The sequence below is a fragment of the Streptomyces shenzhenensis genome (assembly GCF_003688995.1).
In the GTDB taxonomy this organism is placed as follows: Bacteria; Actinomycetota; Actinomycetes; order Streptomycetales; family Streptomycetaceae; genus Streptomyces; species Streptomyces shenzhenensis_A.
Genome location: NZ_PENI01000041.1, coordinates 24,505 through 49,052 on the forward strand (window position 1 = coordinate 24,505; position 24,548 = coordinate 49,052).

General features: G+C 70.0%; 23 protein-coding genes, 3 pseudogenes and 1 CRISPR repeat array. Of the genes and pseudogenes, 15 read left to right on the plus strand and 11 right to left on the minus strand.

Going from position 1 to position 24,548, the window contains the following annotated elements; genetic code table 11:
* Nucleotides 1-120 precede the first annotated feature (120 nt).
* A complete protein-coding gene (locus CTZ28_RS39840; RefSeq protein ID WP_121894656.1) occupies nt 121-573 on the plus strand; it encodes an SPW repeat protein in 453 nt (150 codons plus the stop codon).
* Nucleotides 497-919, plus strand: coding sequence for a DUF3040 domain-containing protein (locus tag CTZ28_RS49790; protein WP_398657696.1), 423 nt, complete (start codon nt 497-499; stop codon nt 917-919). The genes CTZ28_RS39840 and CTZ28_RS49790 overlap by 77 nt, the downstream gene beginning before the upstream one ends.
* Nucleotides 920-1,386: 467 nt before the next feature.
* Here CTZ28_RS49790 and CTZ28_RS49795 read toward each other — a convergent pair whose 3' ends face one another.
* From CTZ28_RS49795 to CTZ28_RS39860, 3 genes and pseudogenes are all read right to left on the minus strand, one after another.
* Entirely contained in the window at nt 1,387-1,686 is a 300-nt protein-coding gene (locus tag CTZ28_RS49795) for a DUF2180 family protein (RefSeq protein WP_121894658.1), read from the minus strand.
* A gap of 115 nt (nt 1,687-1,801) precedes the next feature.
* Entirely contained in the window at nt 1,802-2,410 is a 609-nt protein-coding gene (locus CTZ28_RS39855) for a MarR family winged helix-turn-helix transcriptional regulator (protein ID WP_121894659.1), read from the minus strand.
* Nucleotides 2,411-2,475: 65 nt separating this feature from the next.
* Nucleotides 2,476-3,183 (minus strand): annotated as a pseudogene (locus CTZ28_RS39860) (DUF2397 family protein).
* Here CTZ28_RS39860 and CTZ28_RS39865 point away from each other — a divergent pair.
* From CTZ28_RS39865 to CTZ28_RS49020, 11 genes and pseudogenes are all read left to right on the plus strand, one after another.
* A pseudogene (locus CTZ28_RS39865) lies at nt 3,098-3,322 on the plus strand (hypothetical protein); the annotation flags it as partial. The pseudogenes CTZ28_RS39860 and CTZ28_RS39865 overlap by 86 nt on opposite strands.
* A 117-nt stretch (nt 3,323-3,439) precedes the next feature.
* Entirely contained in the window at nt 3,440-3,778 is a 339-nt protein-coding gene (locus CTZ28_RS39870; protein ID WP_259472030.1) for an XF1762 family protein, read from the plus strand.
* 76 nt (nt 3,779-3,854) lie between these two features.
* On the plus strand, nt 3,855-4,433 hold the full coding sequence (locus tag CTZ28_RS39875) for a hypothetical protein (RefSeq protein ID WP_121894698.1): 579 nt from the start codon (nt 3,855-3,857) through the stop codon (nt 4,431-4,433).
* A gap of 64 nt (nt 4,434-4,497) precedes the next feature.
* The gene (locus CTZ28_RS39880; protein ID WP_183154829.1) at nt 4,498-5,148 is read left to right on the plus strand and encodes a hypothetical protein; all 651 of its coding nucleotides are present in this window, start codon (nt 4,498-4,500) and stop codon (nt 5,146-5,148) included.
* Between the two features lie 35 nt (nt 5,149-5,183).
* The gene (locus CTZ28_RS39885) at nt 5,184-5,747 is read left to right on the plus strand and encodes a hypothetical protein (RefSeq protein WP_147481268.1); all 564 of its coding nucleotides are present in this window, start codon (nt 5,184-5,186) and stop codon (nt 5,745-5,747) included.
* A complete protein-coding gene (locus CTZ28_RS47475; RefSeq protein ID WP_183154830.1) occupies nt 5,731-6,570 on the plus strand; it encodes a hypothetical protein in 840 nt (279 codons plus the stop codon). Before CTZ28_RS39885 ends, CTZ28_RS47475 begins: the two co-directional genes overlap by 17 nt.
* 124 nt (nt 6,571-6,694) lie before the next feature.
* Nucleotides 6,695-7,582, plus strand: coding sequence for an adenine nucleotide alpha hydrolase family protein (locus CTZ28_RS39895; protein WP_121894661.1), 888 nt, complete (start codon nt 6,695-6,697; stop codon nt 7,580-7,582).
* Complete coding sequence (locus tag CTZ28_RS39900) at nt 7,579-8,829, plus strand: DNA cytosine methyltransferase (protein WP_121894662.1); 1,251 nt, start codon at nt 7,579-7,581, stop codon at nt 8,827-8,829. Before CTZ28_RS39895 ends, CTZ28_RS39900 begins: the two co-directional genes overlap by 4 nt.
* Nucleotides 8,826-9,950, plus strand: a complete 1,125-nt coding sequence (locus CTZ28_RS39905) for a DnaB-like helicase N-terminal domain-containing protein (RefSeq protein WP_121894663.1) — start codon at nt 8,826-8,828, stop codon at nt 9,948-9,950. The genes CTZ28_RS39900 and CTZ28_RS39905 overlap by 4 nt, the downstream gene beginning before the upstream one ends.
* 54 nt (nt 9,951-10,004) lie before the next feature.
* Entirely contained in the window at nt 10,005-10,754 is a 750-nt protein-coding gene (locus tag CTZ28_RS39910; RefSeq protein ID WP_121894664.1) for an SPDY domain-containing protein, read from the plus strand.
* A gap of 139 nt (nt 10,755-10,893) precedes the next feature.
* Entirely contained in the window at nt 10,894-11,019 is a 126-nt protein-coding gene (locus CTZ28_RS49020; RefSeq protein ID WP_259472031.1) for a hypothetical protein, read from the plus strand.
* Nucleotides 11,020-11,545: 526 nt separating this feature from the next.
* A CRISPR array of direct repeats spans nt 11,546-12,489; the repeat unit is 29 nt; unit sequence GGGTCCATCCCCGCGGGTGCGGGGAGCAG.
* A gap of 89 nt (nt 12,490-12,578) precedes the next feature.
* Here CTZ28_RS49020 and cas2e read toward each other — a convergent pair.
* The 8 genes from cas2e to cas3 are packed head-to-tail and all read right to left on the minus strand — an operon-like array spanning nt 12,579 to nt 21,876.
* Nucleotides 12,579-12,962 carry a type I-E CRISPR-associated endoribonuclease Cas2e gene (gene cas2e, locus CTZ28_RS39915; protein ID WP_121894665.1) on the minus strand — a complete coding sequence of 128 codons (384 nt, stop codon included), beginning with the start codon at nt 12,960-12,962 and terminating at the stop codon, nt 12,579-12,581.
* Complete coding sequence (gene cas1e, locus CTZ28_RS39920; protein WP_121894666.1) at nt 12,959-13,930, minus strand: type I-E CRISPR-associated endonuclease Cas1e; 972 nt, start codon at nt 13,928-13,930, stop codon at nt 12,959-12,961. The genes cas2e and cas1e overlap by 4 nt, the downstream gene beginning before the upstream one ends.
* Nucleotides 13,927-14,709 carry a type I-E CRISPR-associated protein Cas6/Cse3/CasE gene (cas6e, locus tag CTZ28_RS39925; protein WP_121894667.1) on the minus strand — a complete coding sequence of 261 codons (783 nt, stop codon included), beginning with the start codon at nt 14,707-14,709 and terminating at the stop codon, nt 13,927-13,929. Before cas6e ends, cas1e begins: the two co-directional genes overlap by 4 nt.
* The gene (gene cas5e / locus CTZ28_RS39930) at nt 14,709-15,461 is read right to left on the minus strand and encodes a type I-E CRISPR-associated protein Cas5/CasD (RefSeq protein ID WP_121894668.1); all 753 of its coding nucleotides are present in this window, start codon (nt 15,459-15,461) and stop codon (nt 14,709-14,711) included. The genes cas6e and cas5e overlap by 1 nt, the downstream gene beginning before the upstream one ends.
* Complete coding sequence (gene cas7e / locus CTZ28_RS39935) at nt 15,458-16,648, minus strand: type I-E CRISPR-associated protein Cas7/Cse4/CasC (RefSeq protein WP_121894669.1); 1,191 nt, start codon at nt 16,646-16,648, stop codon at nt 15,458-15,460. Before cas7e ends, cas5e begins: the two co-directional genes overlap by 4 nt.
* Nucleotides 16,645-17,334, minus strand: coding sequence for a type I-E CRISPR-associated protein Cse2/CasB (gene casB / locus CTZ28_RS39940; RefSeq protein ID WP_121894670.1), 690 nt, complete (start codon nt 17,332-17,334; stop codon nt 16,645-16,647). Before casB ends, cas7e begins: the two co-directional genes overlap by 4 nt.
* On the minus strand, nt 17,331-19,070 hold the full coding sequence (gene casA / locus CTZ28_RS39945; RefSeq protein WP_121894699.1) for a type I-E CRISPR-associated protein Cse1/CasA: 1,740 nt from the start codon (nt 19,068-19,070) through the stop codon (nt 17,331-17,333). Before casA ends, casB begins: the two co-directional genes overlap by 4 nt.
* On the minus strand, nt 19,063-21,876 hold the full coding sequence (gene cas3, locus CTZ28_RS39950; protein WP_259472032.1) for a CRISPR-associated helicase Cas3': 2,814 nt from the start codon (nt 21,874-21,876) through the stop codon (nt 19,063-19,065). Before cas3 ends, casA begins: the two co-directional genes overlap by 8 nt.
* Before the next feature lie 895 nt (nt 21,877-22,771).
* On the opposite strand from cas3, the gene CTZ28_RS39960 reads away from it, so the two are divergent.
* Nucleotides 22,772-23,047 (plus strand): hypothetical protein, encoded by a 276-nt coding sequence (locus CTZ28_RS39960; protein ID WP_121894673.1) that lies wholly within the window; start codon nt 22,772-22,774, stop codon nt 23,045-23,047.
* A 307-nt stretch (nt 23,048-23,354) separates the two neighbouring features.
* Nucleotides 23,355-24,543, plus strand: a pseudogene (locus CTZ28_RS39965) (IS110 family RNA-guided transposase).
* The last annotated feature ends 5 nt before the right edge of the window (nt 24,544-24,548 follow it).

A 24,548-nucleotide genomic window follows, 5' to 3' on the forward strand; every position in this document is an offset into this window, starting at 1 on the left:
GAGTCGCCCTGCTGGCGCGCGCCCGGTCCCCTTGGTCATCGTGACGCGGCGGTCAGTGCCGGCACGTGACCGCTTGAGCCTATTCAGGGCGTTTCAGGGCACCGAGAGGAAGCGAGTCGAATGTCTGACCTCTTTCACGGTCGGCCCAACATCGCCGGCCACGCCGACGTGGCCGAGATGCGGGAACGGTATGCACGCGTGGCGGGCGGCCGTCAGGTCGTCGCCGTGGACGGGCTGATCCTGCTGGCCGGGCTATACACGGCCATCTCACCCTGGGTCGTGCACTTCCATGCACAGCCCGACGTCACCGTGAACAACTTGATCGTCGGCATCACCATGGCCGTGATCGGCCTGGGGCTGACAATGGCGGGCGAGAAGTTGCTCCGGCCGAGCTGGACGGTCGCCGCCATGGGCGTCTGGTTGATCATCTCGCCGTGGGTGGTCACCGCCAGCCACAGCGCCTCTGCAGGGATCATCTGGAACAACTGCTGGATCGGTGGCGTCGCCCTCACCTTGGGGCTTGCTGCCATGGCCATGGCAAGGTCGGCCAGCCCCAGCACCGCCACGAAGTAGTGCCCCCTTGGCGCGGCGCAGGTTGCGTCACCTTGGCCTGGCCGCGCCTCTGGTACGGGAACGCCCTCGTGAGGGTCCCAGGAGCCTCTCCCAGCACGACCAGCGGGTCCTCGCCGACATCGAGCAGCAACTCACCGAGGACGACCCCTACCTGACGCGGATGCCCAGTTCCTTCGGCAAGGCCCCCTGCGCATCCTCCTCCGGCACTGCCGCGAGGCCCTTTGGGTCAACGCGGCGTTCCTGTCGCTTGCCGCAATACTGCTCGTCGTGGCCATCACCCTTCGCGGTCCGGCCCTCTTCATCACGGCGATGGCCATGGCCTGCGTCTCGGCACTGCCGAAACTGACCAGATCCCTCCCGTACTCTCGCCACGGCGGCCGCACGAACCGCTGACCGTAGCGCCCCCGGGCACTGGCCATGTGATCAGCCACCGCACGAGTCGCCGGGGCTCGCATTCCGGAGCAGCAAGCCGTGCCACCTCAGCGGTCCGGCGGATCAGCCGTCGGCACGCTGCCCCTGCTCAGTCATCGCCGGATCGCGCCGCATGGGCGGCGAGCGCAGAGGACAGGTCATGGTGGACGAGGATGTCTGCACAGTCCCCGTCGGACAAACGTGCCTGTCATGTCCGCAGCGGCCACCACCGGTCGTGCGTTTCTTCTTGTAGCGTGGTCGTGGTAGCCAAGAGGCGCAGTTCTGACCCTGAGCTCCGGGCGGGACGGGTGCGAATCGTGAAGGAGACCGGCAAGCCGGTCGCTGAGATGGCGCGGGACTTCACTGGTTCGGGGGCGGAGCCCGGGCATGGCTCCTGCCGGTTCAACTCGCCTCTGCCTTGTGGCAGGCCAGGCAGGTGATGTGCCGCAAGGGTTCGCCGTGTGTCGCACGGCCGCTTCCGTTGACGTCCTGGACCAGAATGCGGCTCTGGTACGCGTGTTCGCGACAGACTGCCGCCCCGCAGCGGACGCACACGGCCACTGCCGGCGTTGCGATGATGTCAGGGCAGTCGTAGCAGTTCATCCCTCTCCTCTCGCTGTGCCAGGGCCAGGCATCAAGGCCAGCCCGCCCGCACTTCCATGCTCCCGCCGAATATTGCAGAATGCAAGAAATTGTGGGCATCTGTGCGCACTGGCAACCGTGGCCCACGATCGCCGGACGGGGAGAGTGAGGCAGAAGGGAATGGGGAGCCAGCCGGCAGGCGGCCTTCAGGTGCTGCGCGCCAAGCAGGCCAGAGTCAGGTCGTCCTGTCTCTTGGTCGACGACGTCCTCCTTGTGGGGCGTCCGGAGGGGCCGGGTTGAGCGGGTCGTCGATGAGGCCGGCGATACGACGCACCTCGTCGAAGGGGTCCATGGCCATCTCGTCCGCCGCCTCGGCGAGCGCCTTTAGTGCGGGAACGAGCGCGGCGCGGGTTTCGGCGGGCAGTTGCTGCACGAGGGCGCGGATCTCGGTGCGCCGGTCCGCAAGGACGCGCTCGACGAGGTCCCGTCCGGTGGGCGTGAGGCGGAGGATGACTTCGCGCCGGTTGTCTGGGTTGGTCTTGCGGTCGATGAGGCCGACGGATTCCAGGCGTTCGACCATGCGCAAGGCCGTCGAGGGGTTGACGCCCAGCGTCGCGGCCATGGCGGCGAGCTTGACGGGCCCGCACGTGTCGAGCACCACCAGGGCCCGCAACTGGGGCAATGTGAGGGAGTCGTCGGTGGACGCAAGCGCGCGGGCCGAGATCGCGACGAGCACTCTGGATGCCGCCATGACCGCCAGGGTGACCTCTTCGGCCTCCCGGTCGAGTTCCGTGCGAGAGGACGGTGTGCCGGAGGGGTTGAGTCGGGACTCTTGCGGCGTCATCGCGTTATTTGCACCCCTCCGTTCGGCAGTCTCGCGGTCTGGCATGACATTCTCACCCCCTACAATCATTGCACGATGCAATGTTGCAATGTGTCCACAGGCACGGAACCAAGCGCGACGCTCCGGCGACGAGGCGTGACGACGTAGAAGCCGAGCCAATACATGAAGCCTATTCGTTCGTGTGCCTGCGTCGTACCGTCCGTCACAGTGGTGAGGCGGATCTCCATCGTGCCGTCGCTGCTGGTGGCCACGGTCGTCGTCATGCCGGGCCGCCGGGTGGCCAGGGCCTCGCCGAGCAGCCGCAGGAACAGGCCGAAGGCCGCCAGGTCGAGCTCGCCGAGCGCGGACAACCGGGTGGTGCCGTCCGTGGCCAGCCGGGCGTGGGCCGCCGTGATCTACTCGGCCTGACGCGCGGCGATCTCGGCCAGCCGCCGCCGCTGTTCGGAGCGGTCCTGCACCTTGCGCGCCTTGCCGCGCCGCTCGTAGCTGCCGGTGCGACGCAGCTGCGGGCTGATCCGCAGTGGCTCGGCCTCGGCCCACGGGGTGGCCGCGGGCTCCGGGCGGGCGGCCCGCCCGGCGAGGGTGTCCACGGCCCAGGTCACCTGGTCGGCGAGGCCGAGAGCCTGGCCCATCACGGCCAGCCGTTCGGACTCGTCGTTGGCCACCCGCCGGGACAGCAGGTGCTGTCCAGAACGGATCTTGCCCCCCGACGCCATCCGCGCCCTGCCCAAGGGCACCGCCCTGGTCTTCGCCACCGGCATGCGCGCCGCCATGCTCGACCTGCGCCCCTGGTACGCCGAGCCCGGCGCCGGCGAACTGGCCGCCGCCTCCGCCCGCGCTTCGAAGGCCATCACCCAACGCGCCGTCACCAAGCACGCCCTGGCCCATTCCGACAACGGCCTGGCCCCATGACCGGATCCCGGCTGCACCCGGTGGCGGTCCGCTCCCACCTGGCCAGCGAGTTCGTCCCCACCTGGCACCGCCACCACGCGCCCCCGGCCGGACAGATCTTCGCCGTCGGAGCCGCCGATGAGACCGGCACCCTGCGTGCCGTGGCGATCGTCGGCCGACCTGTCCCCCCACCACCTCGATGACGGCACCACCCTCGAAGTCACCCGCACCACCACCGACGCCGCACACAAAACCAACTCGCCGCTCTACGAGGCGGCGTGGCGGGCGGCGAAAGCCCTCGGTTACCTGCGGCTGATCGCCTACACGCAGGACGGCGAGAGCGGCGCGTCCCTGCGCGGCGCCGGATGGCGCGTCATCGCCAGCCACCCGCCCCGGACCGGATGGCTCACCGCCTCCCGCCGCCGAGCCGACCACGGCAGCGACCGCATCTCCCGGCTCCTGTGGGAAGCCCCCTGACCCTGTGCAAGCCCGCCTCGGCTTCACACCCCAAACCACCGCCTACCCCCTGGGAGTTGTCCTGCAGACCGTCGACTTGACCGAGCACACCCGTCTCCTCGGCGAGGTGGCGCCCGCGCTGAAGGACCTCTGCGCGCAGGTGCAACGGGTATGGGAAGGCGAGATCGCCAAACCGGTCCGGGAGATCGCACCCATCAGCCTGTGGGTGCAGGAGCTGGCGATGCAGTGCACACGGCAGTTCCACGACCTGTCGGTCAGCCAGTACGCCGCGATGAAAGGTGGCGCGGAGAACCTGGCACACCTCGCCGGTGCCTGCTCCCAGATCTCACTCGCCGCCACATTGTGCAACCTGGCCATCCAGGACCGCACCGAGATCCTGCTGTACGAGGACGCCGACCCCACCCCCGCAGCCAGCCGGAACCGACTCCAACAGGCCGGTGACGAGATGCAGCGCGCGGCCACCACATACCGATCCGTCGCACAGCAACTTTCCCGCCGCCTGGCATCGGCCGCGGCTCGCAACGAGGACCAGCAGCTCATCGCCCACGCCCTGGCAGACGGCCCGAAGAAGGCACCCACTACCACCCCGCTCGCGCCGGCCGCCACAACATCACCGGCCCCGGCGGGCAAGCCGTCCACGCACACAACACGTTGACCGCCCCGCCGAACCCGGCGAAGACCCAGTCCGCCTCGCAGCTCATCCCCCGCTCGGAGATCCCATGTCCTTCGTGGACGTGCCGGACGTGTTCATCGGCGCCACCGAGGACGCCCACACGTTCGTCGTTCTCAACCGCCCCGTCCCCGACGCCAACCGCCTACTGACCGACGCCGGGTTCACCACCCACAAGGTGAACGGCCGGACGATCTACCTGCTGCCACCCACCACGGCCGAGGAAGCCAACGAGCAAGCCGGAACCGCGATGTACGGGCTCCTGGCCCACACACACGACCTGGTCGACCTGTCCTCGACGACCCAGTGCAGCCCCCACGCCACCGAGCCCGAACCCGACGTTCGCTTCACCCTCACCGACACCACCCTCACCGCGACCGCCATCACAGCAGAAGCCCGCTCCCTCCTGGAGCAACACGGTCTCACCCCTTCCGGCCACGGCACTTCGTACCAGCCGGCCACGCCACTGAACACAGCCGATCTGCTGTACGCGGTCGTCCGGGCCGAAGCCCACGCCCATGCCCTGGGGATCACCGTCCGCGTCGAACTGGGCATCCCCACACCCGACGCGATCCCCGTCCCGAGCGACCCGGCCACAGGGCCGGCACAGCGCCGTACCCGCTGCCCGGACACCACCCCGGTGCCACGGTCGCCCGCATCCGCCTCTGCTACCGCCCCAGGAACCGAACGCCGGCACTGACCTGTTTGCCGTTCATCCCGTCCAGGCAAGCGTCCTTGACCTACCGACTCCTTCCGCCCACCCAGGAGCCCGTTCTGCACGCCTACGAGCCAGCCGATCTCGACGACATGACGGTCACCGAGGGGCTCGACGCCGTCCTCACCGACCTGCTCGACCACCCGATCACCACCGCCTCTAACCGCGTGTTCACCGTGATGCGGCACATCGACCTCCTGTGCCACCTCACCACCCGCGCCACGGGCGAAGCCCACTTCGGCCTGGTCTACGACCACGCCGATGCCGCAGCCCAGGCTGCGGTCGAGCCGCTCAGCCGAGCAACCGCGCATCTCGGCCGCGCGGCGGCCCACTACACCCTGACGTTGGCCCCCGCCCTTGCCCTACTCAAGGCAAACACGCAGAGCACGCTCCAGCAGCAACTGGGCGCAATCCATGTCCAGTCCCAGCTGAGCGTGCACTTCCACGACGCTCTCCGCGCCCTGACCGAACCCCACCAGCCGAGCGAACACACCATGCCCGTGCCGCCCCCCCCAGTCAGCAGGCCAGCCGCCACCGCTGACCCCGGCCGCCTCCACGACCTGCCGCATGACGACACCACCTGACCCTGAACACACACCCCTGTTCAACGTGGACGCGCCCGTGCCACTGACGCCCGTGGAGCGGCTGCTGGCGCTCGCTGACCTCTACACCCAGCAGAACGACAGGATCGACCTCCTGTTCTCCGGTCAAGCCCACGCCGCCCCCGATGCCTACGTGGCCTCCGCCCACCGTCTGGAACGCGAGGCCCTCGCCTGCATCAAGGGCGTCCGGCAGCAGCGTCTGCCTGCCAGCGAACCAGTGTCCAGCGCTGTCGTGCGGCTGAAGCAGACCGTCTACCTCACCAGCGGGGCCACGCGCTATCTCACCGCCGCCCAGCACACCCTGCCCCCACAGGATGCGGACCACGCACGCCCCGATCCCCACCGCGGCTTCGGACAGTACGTACAGCTGGCCCGTGAACTCACCGCCCTCGCCCCCCTGACCATCGTCTCCTCCACCACCCACATAGCCGCCAGGCTGCACAACAGAGCCCGCAACACCAGCACTGTCACCGGCATTGACGCAGCCCAGCACAACGCCCTGCTCGAAGTCGCCCGCGGCCACATCACCGTCACCGAGCAGCACGGGCACCGCGTCCACAGCCACACCACGACGGTGGCCGTCGAGGTGCTGCGCCACCTGGAGGCGCAGCACCTGGTGACCCGCCAGCCCGCGTCCGCACCCCCGCTCTTCCCCGGCGGACCGCCTCGCGACCGCGCACGCCTGACCGCCCTCGGAATCTCCACTCTCAGCGCGGTCATCGATGCCCCTCCGCACATCAGCCTGTCCGCGACACGCCCCGTTTCCGCCCCCGTTGCGGCCAACGCCGCCCGAGCACACCGCTGACAGCACCGCCCGCTCGCTCCTCAGCGCCCGCCTGACGCCGCCTCGTTCACGCAAGGAAGTACCGATTCCCTCCTCTCCCGCACTCATCTGCATTTCGCTCGGTGCCGGCATTCAGTCCAGTGCCATGCTCGCCCTCTCCGCCAACGGCGTTCTCCCCAAGGCCGACTACGCCATCTTTGCCGACACCGGGTGGGAACCACGCACCGTCTACCAGCACCTCGACCGGCTGGAGAAGGAGATAGCCGCTCCAGCCGGAATACCGATCCTGCGCGTCTCCTCCGGCAACATCCGGCGAGACGCTCTCGACCCGGAGCACCGCTTCGCCTCCATGCCCCTGTACATCCTCAACCAGGACGGCAAGCAGGGGATGACCCGGCGCCAGTGCACCGGGGAATACAAGATCAAACCGATCAAGCGGCAGGTCCGGGAACTCCTCGGATACCCCTACCCGCTGCGCATCCCGAAGGACGTCTTCGTCGAACAGTGGGTGGGCATCTCCACAGACGAATTCCACCGCGCCAAGGACGCCGACGTCCGCTACATGCACAACCGCCATCCCCTGATCGACATGGGATGGTCCCGCAGCGACTGCATCCGCTACCTGACCTCCATCGGCCTCGCCGACACCCCGAAATCCAGCTGCCTCGGGTGCCCGTTCCACGGAAACGCACAGTGGCGTCGCATCCGGGACACCAGCCCGGAGGAGTGGCAGGACGTCGTCGCATTCGACGCCGCGATCCGCAGAGGCAACGCCCGCGCGAACGCAGCCGGTAACAAGCTGCTCGGGCAGGCGTTCCTGCACCGCTCGCGCATGCCGCTCGACCAGGCGCCCATCGACCACGTCACCGCAGCCGAATGGGCCGCCCACCAGGAAGAACTCTCCACCGCTGAGGCGCCCGTGCCAGACGTGGAAGAACTGGAGCAGGATGTGGAGGACGGCTGCTCCCCCTGGGCCTGCCGCGGTGAGGCGGACGCCGAGCTGACGCAGGGCGATTTCGGACTGGCCTCTTGATCCTTGATCTCTTCGCGGGCCCGGGCGGGTGGAGCCATGCGCTCTCCGTCCTCGGGGTGCGGGACGTCGGCCTGGAATGGGACCTGCGGGCCTGCGCCACTCGCACGCGGGCGGGGATGCTGACGCTGCGGACCGACGTGGCGCTGTATCCGGTGTGGCCGTGGGTCGGCCGGACCCGCGGCCTGATCGCTTCCCCGCCGTGCCAGGCGTGGAGCGTGGCCGGCAAACGCCTCGGCCTGGTCGACCAGCCCCTCGTGCACGAGGCCGTCGCCGACCTCGCCGTCGGCCGGGACACCCGCGAACAACTCCATGCCGCCTGCCAGGACACGCGCAGTCTGCTGGCCGCCGAGCCCATGCGCTACCTCCACGCCCTGAACACAGTGGGCGAGCCGGAATGGGTCGCCATGGAGGAAGTCCCCGATGTCCTGCCCCTGTGGAAGCAGTACGCGGCCATCCTGCGCCGCTGGGGCTTCTCCACCTGGACGGGCATCCTCAACGCCGCCGACTACGGGGTACCCCAGACCCGCCGCCGTGCGATCCTACTCGCCTCCCGCATCCGCACGGCACAGCCGCCCACGCCCACCCACGCTCAAGTGGCCGAGCCGGACTCCCTGTTCGGGCCCGGCCGCGCCCGGTGGGTGTCCATGGCCGAAGCCCTCGGCTGGGGCGCCACCGACCGGCCCGTACCCACCGTGTGCGCCGGCGGCGGGCCGGGCGGCGGACCCGAACCCTTCCCCTCCGGCTCCCGCCAGACCCTCGCCAACGCCCGCGACCGCGACACCTGGCAACCCCGCCACGCCGGAAGGGACGTAGTACTCGAACCGCAGACACGAGGCGCGGGACGGACCACCCGGCACGACACCCGTGGCCCCACGTCCGCCAGCAAGGTCACCCATTGGAAGTGGTCCCTGCGCAGCAACAACCAGACCAACGCCACGGTCCGGTCGATCGAGGAACCGGCCGGAACGCTGTTCTTCGGGCACCGCGCCAACGAGTGCACGTGGATCGCCGAACCCGTCACCACACCGCCGGAAGGTAACGCCGCAGGGACGCCGGACCCGATCCGGATCACCGCCCGCGAAGCCGGCCTACTGCAGACCTTCCCGGCCGACTACCCCTGGGCCGGCAACAAGGGACAGCAGTTCTCCCAGATCGGCAACGCCGTCCCGCCCCAGCTCGCCGCCCACCTCCTGGCCCCGCACCTCAACGTGCCCTTCGATCCCGACGACTTCACCCTCGCCGCATGAGGCCCCCACCCCCCAGCACCTTCGAAGAGGACCTGCCCGACCCCGCAGCACCGCCCCCGGTCCACTACGCCGAGCAGGCCCTCCTCGGCGCACTCCTCCTCGAACCCCACCGCCTCCACGACATCCCGAACACCCAACCCGCCCATTTCGACAGCGTCGCCCACGCCGCCGTGTTCGACGCCATCCGCACCATCCCGGCGCCGACACCCCACCAGCACAGCGAAGACGTGGCCTGGCAAACCCGCATCCTGGACCACGCCCGCCGGCAGACCCGCGGCCTGACCGCCTCCTACCTGCACACCCTCATCCAGGCATGCCCATGGACAAAGAACGTTGCCGCCTACGCGCGGATCGTCGAGGCCGACCATGCCCGCCGCACCGTGCGTGCCCGCGCCCAACGCCTCGCGCAGACAGCCACCGACAGCACCTTCCCCGACCCCGTATCGGCCACCCTCGCCCAGGCCGACGCGCTCGCCGACCTGCTGGACGAACTCGCCGACCGATTCCCCCGCCACCACACCTCCCTGCCCCGCACCCCGCCCCCGGCCACCGTGCCCCACGGCGATGCGGACGAAGCCCTCGCAGAGGAGCGGCTGGTCATCGCGACCGCCACCGCCCAGCCACAGGAAGCCGAAGACATGCGGTGGCTGACCGCACACGACTTCACCCATCCCCTCCACGCCGGCCTGTGGCAGTGCCTGAACACACTGATCCGGCGCAGCGCCGCCATCGACCCGGTCACACTCCTGTGGGAAGCCCAGCAGCACGGTCTGCTCACCACGGACACCGATCCTGCGGACGTACTCCGCCTTCTCACGGAAGTGGCCGCCTTCCCGCAGAAGTGGGGCGAAAGCGTCCTCCAGCGCTCCCTCCTCACCACGGCACACCACGCGGCCAAGCGCATCCAGGCATACGCCGACGATCCCGCTATCACCCCCCACCAACTCATCACCGGCAGCCGCCGCGCCCTCGCCGACCTGACCGCCGTACGCACCCGCTGGAACCACGCCACCTCACCCCCACCCGCACCCCGGCCCCCACAGACCCGAGCCACGCCACCACCACGAGCCGGCCCTCCCCGCACACAAACCGTGCCGCCCAAGCCACGCACCAACCGCTGACCTTCCCAGCCTTCACCCGCCACCGACCACGCCCCAATCCCAGGACCCAAACACATGACCGACAGCGAACACCCGAACGCCGACCCTGAACCCGACACACGTGTCGAAACCGTTCCCGCCTACAACGCGGACCCCGGCGACCACCGAGCCATCCTCGACGAGTTCGCCACCGAACAAGGCTGGGACAAACGCACCTGGCCCCACGACACCACCCACGTCATCCACGCATCGCAGACGCTGCGCATCCAGTTCCTCAACAACGCCGACCCGCGCGAGGACACCTGGACCATCGCCGCCTACGACACACCCGTCTCCGACCGGACCTGGCACCTCACACTGACCGCCGACACCCCGGCTCCCATCCTCAAGCGCCTGCTCACCGTCCTCGCCGAAGAGGACTGGGGCCCGGCCGACTTCATCACCGACAAGACCATCGCCCAGGCCACCCGCCCCCTCCTCGACGCCGCATGGCAGCCCACCCCACCAGGACGCTGGCTGCACTGGAAACCACTCCACGGCAACGTCCGCCTCAGCCTCGACGCCTTCGCCGCCCGGGACCCCGACAGCACCCTCATTGCCTGGACCATCTCGGCAGGCGCCAACATCAACCAACCCGACTGGGCCATCAACGCCTCCAACCACACCCCCGCCGACCTACTCACCCGCCTCGCGGAAGAACTCGCTCACGGCACCGGCACCGGCACCCACCGCACCGCCCGCCGCAGCACACAACGGATCACACAGACCGCCGCAACACTCCCGCCCAAACCATCCCGGGGACCATCGACGCCTCCCCGACGCTGACGCCACCCCAACACCGACACCGAGCCGCCTGTGCCCGCTGCCCACCACCCGGTCACAGGCAGAAACGAGTAATCCCGCTTGACCTCCCCAGCCTCAACGCGCGCATCCACTTCGACCGCCACCCACCCACCCCAGTGCCGTGACCGCCCACCTCACCGGCCCCCACCAGCACACAGCCCAGGCCCTCCTCACCACCCATGGATTCGAAGCCACCGACGAGCACACTCTCGTCCTGGCCCGCATCGACCGGGAGGAGCCCTACTAGGCAGAAAGGGCAGCCCAGGCACTGAACTCCAATGACGTCACGACCGAGATCACACCGGGTCTGAGGGAGGCCATCGACAAGGAATGGACCTGGGCCCACTACCCCATGTCCTGGTGCACCCCAGAGGAGATCCGCCAGGTCTCCGACACGGCCCAGAACATCTACGACGACATCCGCCACACCCGCCCCATCATCCACGCCCACGCCGACGACGGTCGCCCAACGTGGGTCCATCCCCGCGAGTGCGGGGAGCAGGAACAGCGGAACAACGGGAACACGCCAGGTCAGGGTCCATCCCCGCGGGTGCGGAGGGCAGGACGCGGACGGTCTTGCGCTGGTGGTGTCCGGGGGACCATTCCCGCGGGTGCGGGGAGCAACTGCAGGGCGGCGCCCCGAAGCGGATGTGCTGGGGTCCATCCCCGCGGGTGCGGGGAGCAGTTGCCGCTGGATGTCGTCGGCGTGCTCGGTGTGGGGCCATCCCCGCGGGGAGCAGTCGTGCTCACCTGCGCCGCGCTCGCCGTGGCTGGGGTCCATCCCCGCGGGTGCGGGGAGCAGCCCAGGCGCTTGGCGATCCGGGTCCGCATCGCGGGACCATCCCCGCGGGTGCGGGGAGCAGGGGTTGCCGAAGACGGTGTCGCGGAGGCGGGCGGGGCCATCCCCGCGGGTGCGGGGAGCAGTCCGTGCGGGCTCTGGCCCACACTGCGCGTAGGGGTCCATCCCCGCGGGTGCGGGGAGCAGGCGGCCGGTGAGCTCGCCGACGAGGTGCGGGAGGGTCCATCCCCGCGGGTGCGGGGAGCAGCTGTAGGTGACCGGGGTGCCGGCCGCCTTCGGGGGTCCATCCCCGCGGGTGCGGGGAGCAGCCGAACCTGCCTCCCCCCGTGTGGGCAGAGCTGGGTCCATCCCCGCGGGTGCGGGGAGCAGATGCGGTCGTACTGTTCGACGCTGATCCCGTAGGGTCCATCCCCGCGGGTGCGGGGAGCAGCGTGCGAATCTCCTGGCCCGGTTTCAGGCCGCGGGTCCATCCCCGCGGGTGCGGGGAGCAGACTTCCTCAAGGTACTGAACGATGCGGCGCTCGGGTCCATCCCCGCGGGTGCGGGGAGCAGGTGATGCTGACCTTGCTGGGCGGGGCCTGAGTGGGTCCATCCCCGCGGGTGCGGGGAGCAGTTCCACGCTGCGACGAACCCGCCCTTGATCGCGGGTCCATCCCCGCGGGTGCGGGGAGCAGGTGGGGCGGCCGGAGAAGTTGCCGGCGGACTTGGGTCCATCCCCGCGGGTGCGGGGAGCAGCCGTGAGGCCAGGTCCCTCCGTGCCGCTGGACGGGTCCATCCCCGCGGGTGCGGGGAGCAGCAAGACCGGATCGCGGCCATCAGCGCGCGGAAGGGTCCATCCCCGCGGGTGCGGGGAGCAGAAACGCGGGTCGGTCAGGATCCTCAGGATGGTGGGTCCATCCCCGCGGGTGCGGGGAGCAGTCTGGTTGACCTGCAGCTTTACAGCGCCTGGTGCGGGTTTCTGGCTACTTTCGCTGAACCGAGCGAACCGCCCATGTTGGACATGTGGGTCAGCCTTTGCCGAAGCGTCGGCGTTTGGATGCCTTGCTCCAGCCGGTCGGCGGCTGCTGAGGGTTGTCCGGCGGGGCGGTGCTGGCAACCGCAGGAGACCTGGGTGGGCTGGAGGTGGGGCGGTGGATGAGGGTGGCGCCTTCGTGGTCGGTTGGGTGCCAGGTGTGGTCGTGGGTACGGAAGGTCAAGCCTTGCTCGTTGTTGGTGGTGTGGGCGAGGAGGGCGCGGCCTTGTCCCGCGTAGTGGCGGACCTCGTCCCAGAGGATGTCGCGAAGGCGGGCGGAGGGGTTGCCGATGAAGACGCCGACGGAGATTTCGAGCATCCAGCGGGTGAGGAAGCCGCGCAGGCCGACGGGGCAGTTGGTGAGGACGATGACGGTCACCAGAGTCCGTCCGCGTGGGTGTGGTCGGGTCCGTCGTGGTTGATGCCGGAGGTCAGGTGGTCGCCGCCGTCGCTCTGGAAGGTGACCACGTCCCGGTCGTCGGTGGCGGCGGCCGGTTGCTCTGTGTCCGGCATCAGGAGGCGTTTGATGTCGTCGACGCACCGGTTGAGGAGGGAGGTTTCGTTGATGCGGTCGCGCAGGGCGCGGCGGGTGCGGGAGCTGATGTCTTCGTCGCTGTGGGCTGCAGTGTCGAAGGCGACGGGGACGCCGATGTCGGTTTTGTAGAGGTCGGCGATGTCGAGGACGAAGGAGAGTTCGTGGCCGGAGTGGACGAAGCCCAGGGCTGGGCTGCAGCCGAGTGAGGTGACGACGGCGTGTGCGATGCCGTACATGCACTGGGCGGCGGCGGTGATGGCCTGGTTGACGTTGTCGCCGCTGGTGTGGTCGCCGGGTGTGTAGCGGCGGCCTTTCCAGGGGATGCCGGTGCGGGCGGCCTGCGCGTGGTAGCAGTCTTTGACGCGTTTGCCTTCGCGGCCGAGGAGTTCGCGGCGGGTGAGGCCGTCGGGGTCTTCGTCGGGGAAGCGCAGCCGGTACATGGCTCGGGCGACGGCGAGGCGGGCGCGGGGGTTGGCCCATTGGTGGGCCTGGGCTTCCATGAGGGCGGAGGAGCGGGTGAGGGCGCGGCCGGAGGCGTAGTAGCGCACGGCGTGTTCGCCGACCCAGGCGACGGCGGCGCCGATTTCGCCGAGGACGATCATGGCCTGGTGGGTGATGCGGGTGCCGGGTCCGAGGAGGAGGGTGCCGATGGTGGCGGAGGGGATGTGGGTGGTGCCCTCGGCGTCGGTGGCGGTGATCGCGTTGGCGTCGCGGTGGATTGTGCAGCGTTCGAGGTAGATGAAGGAGAGGCGTTCGGCAGTGCGGGTGAGGTGGCGCGGAGTCAGGGCCGCGCGCTGGGAGACGGTACTCACGGTGTCGGCTGCCGCGGGAGGGGGGCGAGGGTGAGGAGGCCGCAGCCGTAGGCGCGGGCTCGGCCGATGCCCTGGGTGAGGGTGCGGCGCAGGGTGTCGGGGTCGGTGACTTCGAGGCGTCCGTCGAAGGTGACGGTGACGAGGGTGACCTTGTTCCTGCTGGTGGAGTTGTCCTGGCCGGGTTTTCCGAAGGCGAGGGCGCGGGTGTCAGCCACGGTGAGTTCATAGCGGTCGCCGTGGTGGGGGTGGCCTTTGTGGGTGGTGCCGCTGGGCAGGGTTCGTCGGTCGTCGGGCTTTTCGAGGATGCGGAACCCTGCACGGTTCTGCCGTTTTTCGTCGAGGAGCCAGGCCATCTGGTGGACGGGGGTGAGGTGGGCGGTGATCTTGCGGGGTTCGCCGTCCTTGCGGCGGATGGTGTGGACCGGGTTGGCGGTGAGCCGGAATGCCCACCGGCCGCCGGAGGCGAGGCGGTCGAGGAAGGACTGGTAGGGGCGGGTCTGCCAGCCGGGCGCGTCCGGGGTGGCGACGGCGGGCCAGCCGGCCTGTTCGACGAGGTGGGTGAGGTCGGGCCGGTCGGGGCTGACGACGTAGAGGAGTATCTCGGCGCGGGCCTCCTGGTCCAGCCGCCACAGCACTCGCGGGGCGCCGGGGGCGGGGGTGTCGGTGGGGAGGATGTGCGGGAAGGACGACATGACAGCTGCGTGCAGGGTCTGAGGGGAGGACAGCAGGCGGCGCGTGCCGGGCCGGGCGGTGTTGAGGCGGAAACGGGTGAGGAACATCAGGCGTTCTCGTCCTCCGGGAGTGCGGGCAGCGCGTCGAACGGGTCGTGGTGCACCGCCTGTTGGGGTTGCGTGGTTGAGGCGGTCGGTCCGGGGACGAACGTGGTGACGACGGTGCGCAGCGTGTGGCGGCGACGCGTTGGGGAGAAACTGACCGGTTGATCGGGCAGAGTGTCGCCGGCGGCGTCCTCGCCGGTGTGCTTCTCACGAAGGACGGTCAGCCGGTTCGGAAGCGTCGCTCGGTGGTGTCGCCGGTACCAGGCGGCCGCTTGCCAGGGCACGTGCTCCAGGATGTCCTCGATGCGGGCGTCCTCGTGGAGGCCGAGGTCGACGGGCCGGGACGGCGGGCAGGAGCGGCGGCCGAGGAACGGCGGGTAGACCGGTGTGCGCAGGGCCTGGTGCAGTCCGGTCAGCAGGGTGTGGTCGCCTTCGACGGCGGCGACGAACACGGCGTCGGCGAGGTAGAAACGCTCCGACAGCGGCATGGTCTTCCCGGTGACCGGGTGCATCGCCTTGTGGAAGTCGCGGATGCGGATGCCGGGCTGGTCGATCCGGACGCCGAACCGCAGGGCAGCCAGAGGGGCGAGGCGGGTGTCGTCGTCACGGTCGATGCCGGCCGCGGCTGCGAGCAAGCCGATGACCGCACTCTTGGTCGGGGCGGACTCGGTGGTCCGCCTCGTGAAACGGGAGGAGGCCCCCCAGGACTGCAGGGGGCCCGCGAGCAGGAGGGTCAGGACGCTGGTGCGGCTCATTCCGGCTTCTCCAGCCGCTCCGCCACAGCCTGGCCCACGGCGGCGACCAGCGCGGGCAGATTGTCGCTCTCCCTCCCCAGGGTGCTGAGCTCTCTGGTGTTCGGGCCGACCCGCAGGATCCAGGTCGGGTCGGCTTCGGCGCTGTAGGCGCGTTCGATGTCGGGGACGTACGCCGTGAGCCGGTCGCATGCGGCGCGGAGGTGGCCTCCCTCGTCCGCGCGGACGGGATCCTCGAAGGCGGACACGTAGCTGACCGGGCGGCTGGAGCGGAGGGTGACGAGGACGGCGTCGGGGAGGGTGTGGTGCCCGAAGGTGTTGATCTTCCCGGTGGGCAGGGAGGCGACGAAGCTGTGCACGAACGCTTCGACCGCGCGGCGTACGGGTTCGGTGCGCGGTTCGTCCTCGCGCAGGCCCTGGCCGAGGTTGGCGGCGAGCTGGTGGATACCGAGGGCGGCGTAGCGGTAGAGGGTGGCGGAGTTGAAGTCGACGGTGCCGATCATGCCGGCGCCGGTCTCCTCCTCGGTGTTCTCGTCATCGACGGCGGTGTAGTAGTCGGACTCGGTCTCGACGCGGTGGACGCTGAGGGCGTGGGCGACCTGGACGGCGGCGTCGACGTTGATGTCGGGGATGTCGGCGACCATCCGGCCGAACAGCGCGATGTCCACGGAGTGCCGGCTGTCCGCGATCTCGCGGGCCCGGTCCTTGTTCTTCTTGCCTTTGAAGAAGCCGGTGATGTCGGCGGCGCCTTCATGGGCGAGGCGTGCCAGACCGTCGAGCTGGCGGGCGGAGAGGAAGACCAGGTACTTGGTCTCCGGTGCGGGAGCGGGCCCGCCGTCCTTGGCCTGGCCGGCCTTGCGCTTGGGCACCTCGGTCTTCAGCCCCGTCGCCTTGATGGTCTCGTCGGCCAGACGCAGCGCGTCCGCGTCGCCGAGCGCGGGATCGAGAACGATGATGCGCGCGGCGAGGAGTTCGACGACCTTCTTCGTCCGCACGCCGAGCTCGCTCGGGTCGAGGAGGTGCTCGTCACGGAAGTAGGTGCGGATCGCCCGCTTCCACGCCTGGCTGGATACCCGGGCGCGGGGCACCCCGCCGTAGACGGCCGTCTTCGGCGCTCCGGTGTCGTCCCGGTTGAGGTTGCTGGGCGGGACGGTCTGCAGGGCGTGCACGTCCAGGAAGAAGCGGTTCACGAGGCGTCCTTGTCGTCCTTGGCGGCCGGCGGGTTGCTCCCGGCGTCGCGGGAGTCGGAATCGGAGTCGGACTTGAGGCGGGCGTGGAAGGAACGGCCCCACTCCCGGCGTACGGCGGCGGGACCGTCGGGCCACTGCCAGGCGTAGAGCTGCCCGGCGAGCAGCCCGTAGTCGAGGGGGATGTCCGCGCCGCGCAGCAGGGTAACGATGTCCCGCAGCCGTTGAGCGAGTGCCGTCAGGTCGGGTGCGGTACCGGCCCGCACCAGTCGCTTGCGGACCGCGTCGTCGATCTCTCCGACGGGCATCAGCCGACGGATCGCGGCGCCAAGCCCGCCAGGCCGCTGGTAGCTGTGCAGGCGGTGCATGCGTGATCCGCGGGACTGCTGGTGCAGCGCCCACAGAGTCAGTGCAGTATGCAGGGCGTTCTCGGCGCGGACAAGTTCCCGCTCGCTCAACTGGCGCCGGCCGTCCGCGGTGGAGTGCAGAGGACTGGTGTCGATGAGACCCCACAGGTCGGGCAGGGCAGCGGCGTCCCGGCCGGCGCCTCGGCGCAGCCGGGCGAGAGCGGCTACGTCCACGGCGCTGTCGCGGAGACAGCCGTCCTGCCGCGGCACGATCAACTCGTGGGCGAGACGGGCGACTCGGCCACGGATGCTGGTGGGGGCGGTCGTGGGAGTGGTGGTCATCGGTCCGTCTCCGGGTCAGTCCTGTCGTCGGGGTTGCTGGTCGGCCTCGGCGAGGCCGCCATGCCGGTGCCTGGTGTTCCGCCGCCGGCGTCGGTATCTGCACCGCCGCCGGCGGGTCCGGGCAGTGCCTTGGCCAGGCGGGCGCGGAACCAGGTGTCGGCAAGCCCGGCGTTCAGCCAGACGGTGCCGTTCTTGCCGGTGACGGTCCTGCCCTGCCAGGCGGCGTCTCCGGCTGCCTCGATGAGGCGGTCCCCGAGCCGGCCGAGCAGACGTCGTACTTCCCCTTGCCATTGGCTGCGCAGCTCGAACGGATCATCGGCGCTGGCAAGTTCGGCCAGCCATACGCGGTAGGGCTGCTCCAGCTGGTCGAACCCAATTCGGCGGGCGCCGTCCCTCGGTCCGTCCGGGGTGCTGCCGGCCGCGGCAGCCAGATCGGCGGCCAGATCGCCCAGCGCGCGCACGGCCAGGTCGGCATCGTCGGCGGCGTTCACGGCCTGGCGACCGTAGATGCGGTCCTGGCGGTGCAGCAGCACGACCGGGATCAGCAGGTGGTCGTCGACGATGTCATCGATCACGGACTGCTGCGTACCGTAGGCGGCACCGACCACCCGGGTCCGGACGAGGTGACCGCGTTCGAGATGGCCGTCGGTGACCAGGCGCGCGATCCATTCCAGAACCCCCGGGCGCAAGTTCGCCGCCGGCTGCGACGTCTGGCCCTGGTCCGTGCGGTCAGCGACGAGCGAAGCGATGCCCCGCCAGGCTGCGCGCGCCGGATCGTGCTCGCGAGGCAGGTAGACCGGTGCCTCACCGAGCTTCTTCTCCTGCGTCCTGCTGCGCCGCCACGACGTCATCGGCTCCCGGCGGAACTTGTTCCGTGAGGCCAGCGGATCTCCGTATCCGATGACGACGCCATGGACGCCGTCGTGGTCGTGATGCAGGCGCAGGCGGCGGGACTGCCAGGTGTACAGATCGCGAGGCCCGGTCGGCGCACGTTCCGCGCCGCCGGGACCGGGCGGCTCCCGGCGCCAGGCCGGCCGGTCGCCCGCATCGATGTCCAGTCCATCGGTGTCGGCGCCGACCAGGTTCAGCAGCAGCGTGTCACGCAACGTGTCGCCCTCGGCGAACACACCGCCCAGACCGCCGACCCATCCGGTACCCAACGGATACACCTTGCCGCCCTTGACCCGGTCGTCCCCGACCGCCCCGGATTTGATGCCTGAGGTGTCGTAGGCGTGGGCATGGACGACCCAGCGGGCGGCCTCGGCGAACGTCAGCCGCAGCCCGTCCGGCCGACGGGCCGTGAAGAACGGCTCACCGTTGGGCACGTCGGCCACGATCCGGTTCAGCGGGAAGATCTCGTTCTTCGCCGTGTGCAGCCCGGCCGTCTGGAAGAACGGCGCCTCGGGATGGAGCAGGTCGAATCGTTCCCGGTGGGCGTCCAGGTAGGCCTGCACCGGTGCGAAGCAGTCCAGGTCGTCCCGTAACTCCGCCCACTCGTCGATGTCCTGGGGGCCGTCGAGGGCGTCGTGCGCGATGGCCAGCAGCAGCCGCAGCAGAGCGAACTCCTGCGTCGGCAGATCCCCGACAACACGCCTCAGACTGCCTGCCTGGGCAAAAACCTGACGCAGCGACACCTCGTGCTGTCGGCCATTGACGTCGAGGACGCCTATCCAGGGCCTCGCGGTCAGGTCGAACGACGAGGACACGGCAGGGGGTTCGGCGGTGGTTTCAGCCACGCTCGTCACGGGTCACCTCCAGGCCATCCGATGGGCTGTAGTGCAGTGAGAAGCCTGCCAGGCGGGTCTGACAATGCTCGTCCAGCGCCAGAATCAGCTGGCCCGCGAGCCAGGGACAGTCCTTGCCCTGCCACGCCGGCAGGTACAGCTGCTCCAGTTCCGCAATAGCCCGGTCCATCACCGGCGGCGAGGAGAACTGCGCGGGCAGCCGCAGACCGCAGCTCGCAGCGGTACGGGCCGCGAAAGACGCCGGCGCATGGTCCTGCGGCAGCTCCAGACCCGCCCGCCTGCGGCCTCTGCCATCCGGCGGCAGCCACGGAAGAGTGGCCAGGGTGCCGTCGCCGCGGCGCTGTACGACGACGACCTCCAGGCTCTCCCGGCTGTCACGGACCTGTGCCTTCCCCGCCCGGCTGTCGTCGGCGTCCCCGACCCCGGCCGCCACCCAGCCGAACAGCGGTCTGCCGGGCTTGCCGACGTCACCGAGACGGAACACCGACGCCCGGTCCGCCTGATCGGCCCGGTGGGCGTCGAACTGCGCGCGGGCGTCGTCCATCCGCTCGGCCCAGGAAGCGGGTCCGAGCGGGGCAGTCCCGTAGGCCCGCTGCACCAGGACGCTGATGTCGCCGGGCAGCCGCACCGGCCTCCCACCGCCCGCAAGGTGCGGCAGGAGCGCTGCGGCCGACCGCAGCAGCAGGTGCCGCCCATACACGGCGACCGACCCACGCACCGGCACCGGCACGTCTGCCGCAGAACCGCCCCAGTCGGCGCCGGTGAGCAGACACCGGGCCGTACGCAGCCGCTCCGGGCGTTCGCTCTGGTTCTCACCGCGCCGGTGGCGGTGCAGGCGGCCCATGCGCTGCAGAAGCAGGTCCACCGGGCACAGGTCGCTGACGAGCAGGTCGAAGTCCACGTCCAGGGACTGCTCGGCGACCTGGCTGGCCACCACGAAGTGCCTTTCTTGCGGCCTGTTCGCCCTGTCCGGCGGTCCGAACCGCTCCAGCAGTTCGCGGTCCTTCGCCGCCCGGTCCAGGTCGACGAACCGGGAGTGCGCCACGGTCACCGCGTCGTCGCCGAACCGAGCCCGCAGCACCCGCGCGGTCTCCAGCACCCGCGCGACGGTGTTGCGCACCACCAGCACGCAGCCGCCATCGGCCGACTCCGCATCCAGCCGGCCGGCGAGCCGTCCGAGGTCGTCGTCCAGCCGCTCCAGGACCACATCCGTGGCCCGGCCCGAAGCACCGGGATGCCGCTCCACCGGCGCACCGCCGGGCACCACACCGGTGACCAGCGGATACACCGTCTCCGGCGCGTCCGCCCCCTCGCCCGCCTCGGGCTCGGAGCCGGCGTAGGCGTGCAGAAGCCGGTGGCGGCGGTCGGCGGGCAGTGTCGCGGACAGCACGACCACGGGAACGCGGTAGGCACCCAGCCAGGACAGCACCCGGTCGAGGTAGACGCTCATGTAGGTGTCATAGGCGTGCGCCTCGTCGATGACCACCACCTTGCCCGCAACGGCGAGGTGACGCAGCGCCAGGTGCCGGCTCTTCAGTCCCGCGAACAGCAGTTGGTCGATCGTGCCCGCCACGAACGACGCCAGCATGGCCTTCTTACGGCCCCGCAGCCAGGCATGCGCGACAAGCTCGGCGCCCGCCCGCCGCGCCCGGTCCGACTGCCCGCGCGACGCGACCGCGTCCTCGTCCACGCCGACGGCCGTGACCTGTCCCGCCCGCGTCATCAGACCCGCGAACTTCTCGTTGAGCGCCGCCTTGGAATGCGCCAGGTGCACCGTCCGCCGGCTGCCGGCGACCCCGGGCAGCCGGTCCAGCCAGGACAGAAGCCGGACGAACATGGCATTGCCCGTCGCCATCGTCGGCAGCGCGAAGAACACCCCTCCCGCACCCGAACGCGCCGCGAACACCTCGGCCACCGCCAGCGCGGCCTCCGTCTTCCCCTCCCCCATCGGCGCCTCCACGATCATCAGACCGGGCGGCTCCATCTCACGGGCCAGGTCCACCGCGGCCCCCTGCACAGGCCGTGCCTTCACCCCCGCCGCCAACCCGAACCGCGAGGCCAGCAACTCCTGCGCGCCCAGGCCCGCATCCTCGGCCTGCCACGGGGGCGGCAGGTCCAGACCGGGCCAGGCCCGCGCGAGGCGCTCCTCACCCTCACACCCGGCCCCGTCGGGGAAGTACGGGAACAACTCCGGGTTGCTCGCGATCCAGTCCGAGACGATCACCAGCGCGGTCAGCAGCACCTGCACCGGCTGCGGCAGCCGCACCGCACCCCAGCCGCCCAGCCGCTCCGCCACCCCGAAGTGGACGGCACAGGCATCCAGCAACTCGGTCTGCACCTCACGCCAGGCACGGCCGGCCGCACCGGGAGGCCTCAGCAACTCTCCATGTTCGTAAAGGGCTTTGATCTGCCCGTGCTCGGGCGGCACACCGTGATGCCCACCGACCGCGACCGCGAACTGCCCGGTCCGCGACGCCGCCCAGCCGTGCCGTTCCTCCAACCACTCGCCCAGCAGCACCTGTCCGGCCAGACCGTGCGGCGCGAGCCGCCTGTCCGGCCCCAACGCCTCGGCCGAACGCATCGCCAGACCCCGGTCACGCATCACACCGGCGAGCGCCGGCACCTGGCAGGCGAACACGGGCGTCGCCTTGCCGATGTCATGGACGCCGGCCAGCCACACGGCCAGAGACCGGGCATCCGCTTCGCCCCCGGGCAGCACACCGCCGATGAGACCGCGCACGCCCACCGGCAGCCACTCATCCCACAACAGGCCCGCGACCGCAGCCGAATCCTCCATATGCCGCCACAAAGGCAGCCACCCGTCACTGTCACGATCATGCTTCGCCCACACCGACCGGGCCGGCCCCCCAAGCCGACGCAACAGGCCAGAGCGGGCAATCCCCCCACGACTCATAGAGAAAATTCATACCGGTTCACGGCGCAACCGCGCGCGGAAACCTACAAAATCGACGATGACCAGGATTCCGCGAATGGGGCCTCCGGCTCAAGCGCCGGACGGGGAGAAGGCGTGAGGTTTGCTTTGCTACGTTTGTCGGACTCCGTAAACGTTGACAGAACCACACTGCCAACGCCATAAACCCGCAGGCCAACGAGCCTGCTCCCCGCACCCGCGGGGATGGTCCCGCCGACGGCAGCGTCACCGACTGGCGGTACGACTGCTCCCCGCACCCGCGGGGATGATCCCAGCTACCCCGATCCCGGTCGCCTCGTGGCCGGCTGCTCCCCGCACCCGTGGGGATGATCCCTCGGTGGCGTCGCGGACGGCGGCGCACCTCGGCTGCTCCCCGCGCCCGCGGGGATTGTTGTCCTGTGCCACCGAACATTGAGCGCGTGCTATCGAACCTTGACTGACGCAAGTTTGTGTCATCGGAGTTTGATCACGCCTGGTCAGAGGCGCGGCGGGGCCGGACGGCGCCGAAGGACGGACTCCCTGGTTTGCTGGAAGGGCGGCGGGCTCGACGTCTGCGCGACGCCAGCACGCTCGTCTTCGAGATCCCGCCAGTATCGTGTCAGCCATGACGATCGAGACCAGCAGGGAGCTGATGGCCTGACAGCCCCCGCCCGGCTGGCACGAGCTGAGCGGCGACCAACAACGAGCCCACCTGAACCAACACGGGATACGGATCCCACTGAGGCCAGCCGACTGGGATGCCCTGGACCATGATCAGCGCATGGCCTACTTCGCGTGGCACGACCGGATCCTCAGCGACACCCCCGAGGCGCGAGCGGCCAAGGAGCGCGAGTACCGCGAGAAGCTCCGGGCCTGGAGGGTGCTGATGGGTTGGTGGATCCTTTGCCTGCTCGTCGGGCTGGGCCTGGTGTGGGGAACCAGCGCGCTCGGCGGAGGTGTGAGGTTGCGCATCGGGCTCACCGTCTTCGCAATCGCCGGGTACACGATGGCGATCTTCGTTCCGATGCAGCTGACCAAGCCCGTCCCCCGGACCTGACCTGTCGCCGGACGACTGACAGCCATAACGAGTCAGCCTTCCACTGCCTGACGCGTTTCATAGGACGTGCTCAACCTTCCCTACGTTGTTCACCAGGACTGGGCGAGCCCTTCGTATGGTTCTCCCACCCAGGGGCGTCGGGTGTGGCTTTCAAACTTCTGCCGCTTGTGGCTTCCATCGATTGGCCGCCCGGCGCCCCACGACGACTCGGCTGCCAATTAGGAATTGCGAATGATCGCTCCGTAGGGAATCGACAGCGAGGTCGTCCGTCGGGAGGCACCTGCAGCACACCGTACGGAGGCACAACGTGGCCACAATCTGGGCCGGCATCGACGCAGGCAAAACCCACCACCACTGCGTCGCGATCGACGAGAGCGGCCGCCGGCTGCTGTCCCGACGCGTCGCCAACGACGAGACGGAACTGCTCGAACTCCTCGCCGACATCCTCGCCATGGGCGACGAAGTGACCTGGGGCATCGACCTGGCCGACGGCGGAGCCGCCCTGGCCATCGCGATCCTGCTCAACCACGACCAGACGGTGCGCTACATCTCCGGCCGGGCCATCCACCGCGCCTCCGAGAGCTACCGCGGCGAGGGCAAGACCGACGCCAAGGACACCGCGATCATCGCCGACCAGGCCCGCGTCCGCCGCGATCTGCACCCTTTACGCAGCGGCGACGACACCGTTACCGACCTCAAGATCCTCACTGGCCGCCGCATGGACTTGGTCGCCGACCGCACCCGCACCGTCAACCGCCTCCACGCCCAACTCCCCGGCATCTTCCCCGGTCTGGAGCGCGCTGGACCTCACCAACACCGGCCCGCTCACCCTCCTGACCGGCTACCAGACGCCGGCCACCATCCGCCGGCTCGGCACCAAGCGGCTGGAGACCTGGCTGCGCAACCGCAAGGTCCGCAGCACCGACCAGCTCGCCGAAACGGCCGTCCAGGCCGCTGAGCACCAGCACACCAGCCTCCCCGGGGAGAAGCTGACCGCTCAGCTGGTGCACACGCTGGCGAAGGAAGTGATGGCCCTCAATCAGCAGGTCGCCGACCTTGACAAGCTCATCGAGGCCCGATTTCGCGACCACCACGCCTTAGACGTGATCACCAGCATGCCGGGCCTGGGCATCATCCTCGGCGCCGAGTTCCTGGCTGCCGCCGACGGCGACATGAGCGTCTTCGGCACCCCGGACCGCCTCGCCGGCTTCGGCGGCGAGGCGCCCGTCCCACGTGACTCCGGCAAGATCAGCGGAAACCTCCGGCGTCCGCATCGATACAACCGCCGCCTCCAACGCGTCTTCTACGCCTCCGCGCTGTTCAGCATCCGCCACTGCGAAGAATCCCGTCATTTCTACGACCGCAAACGCGCCGAGGGCAAGCGCCACATCCAGGCCGTCCTGGCTCTCGCTCGACGCCGAGTCAACGTCCTATGGGCCCTCCTGCGTGACGGCCGGTGCTACGAGCCGGCTCCGCCGGCAAGGGCTGCCGCGTAGGAAAG

Excerpts from the sequence above, each read along its gene's own strand:
- CTZ28_RS39840 (WP_121894656.1), top strand. The coding sequence starts at position 121 with ATGTCTGACCTCTTTCACGGTCGGCCCAACATCGCCGGCCACGCCGAC.
- CTZ28_RS49795 (WP_121894658.1), bottom strand. The coding sequence starts at position 1,686 with ATGCCCACAATTTCTTGCATTCTGCAATATTCGGCGGGAGCATGGAAG.
- CTZ28_RS39855 (WP_121894659.1), bottom strand. The coding sequence starts at position 2,410 with ATGACGCCGCAAGAGTCCCGACTCAACCCCTCCGGCACACCGTCCTCT.
- CTZ28_RS39870 (WP_259472030.1), top strand. The coding sequence starts at position 3,440 with ATGAGACCGGCACCCTGCGTGCCGTGGCGATCGTCGGCCGACCTGTCC.
- CTZ28_RS39880 (WP_183154829.1), top strand. The coding sequence starts at position 4,498 with ATGTCCTTCGTGGACGTGCCGGACGTGTTCATCGGCGCCACCGAGGAC.
- CTZ28_RS47475 (WP_183154830.1), top strand. The coding sequence starts at position 5,731 with ATGACGACACCACCTGACCCTGAACACACACCCCTGTTCAACGTGGAC.
- CTZ28_RS39895 (WP_121894661.1), top strand. The coding sequence starts at position 6,695 with ATGCTCGCCCTCTCCGCCAACGGCGTTCTCCCCAAGGCCGACTACGCC.
- CTZ28_RS39905 (WP_121894663.1), top strand. The coding sequence starts at position 8,826 with ATGAGGCCCCCACCCCCCAGCACCTTCGAAGAGGACCTGCCCGACCCC.
- CTZ28_RS39910 (WP_121894664.1), top strand. The coding sequence starts at position 10,005 with ATGACCGACAGCGAACACCCGAACGCCGACCCTGAACCCGACACACGT.
- cas6e (WP_121894667.1), bottom strand. The coding sequence starts at position 14,709 with ATGTTCCTCACCCGTTTCCGCCTCAACACCGCCCGGCCCGGCACGCGC.
- cas5e (WP_121894668.1), bottom strand. The coding sequence starts at position 15,461 with ATGAGCCGCACCAGCGTCCTGACCCTCCTGCTCGCGGGCCCCCTGCAG.
- casB (WP_121894670.1), bottom strand. The coding sequence starts at position 17,334 with ATGACCACCACTCCCACGACCGCCCCCACCAGCATCCGTGGCCGAGTC.
- cas3 (WP_259472032.1), bottom strand. The coding sequence starts at position 21,876 with ATGGAGGATTCGGCTGCGGTCGCGGGCCTGTTGTGGGATGAGTGGCTG.
- CTZ28_RS39960 (WP_121894673.1), top strand. The coding sequence starts at position 22,772 with ATGGCCTACTTCGCGTGGCACGACCGGATCCTCAGCGACACCCCCGAG.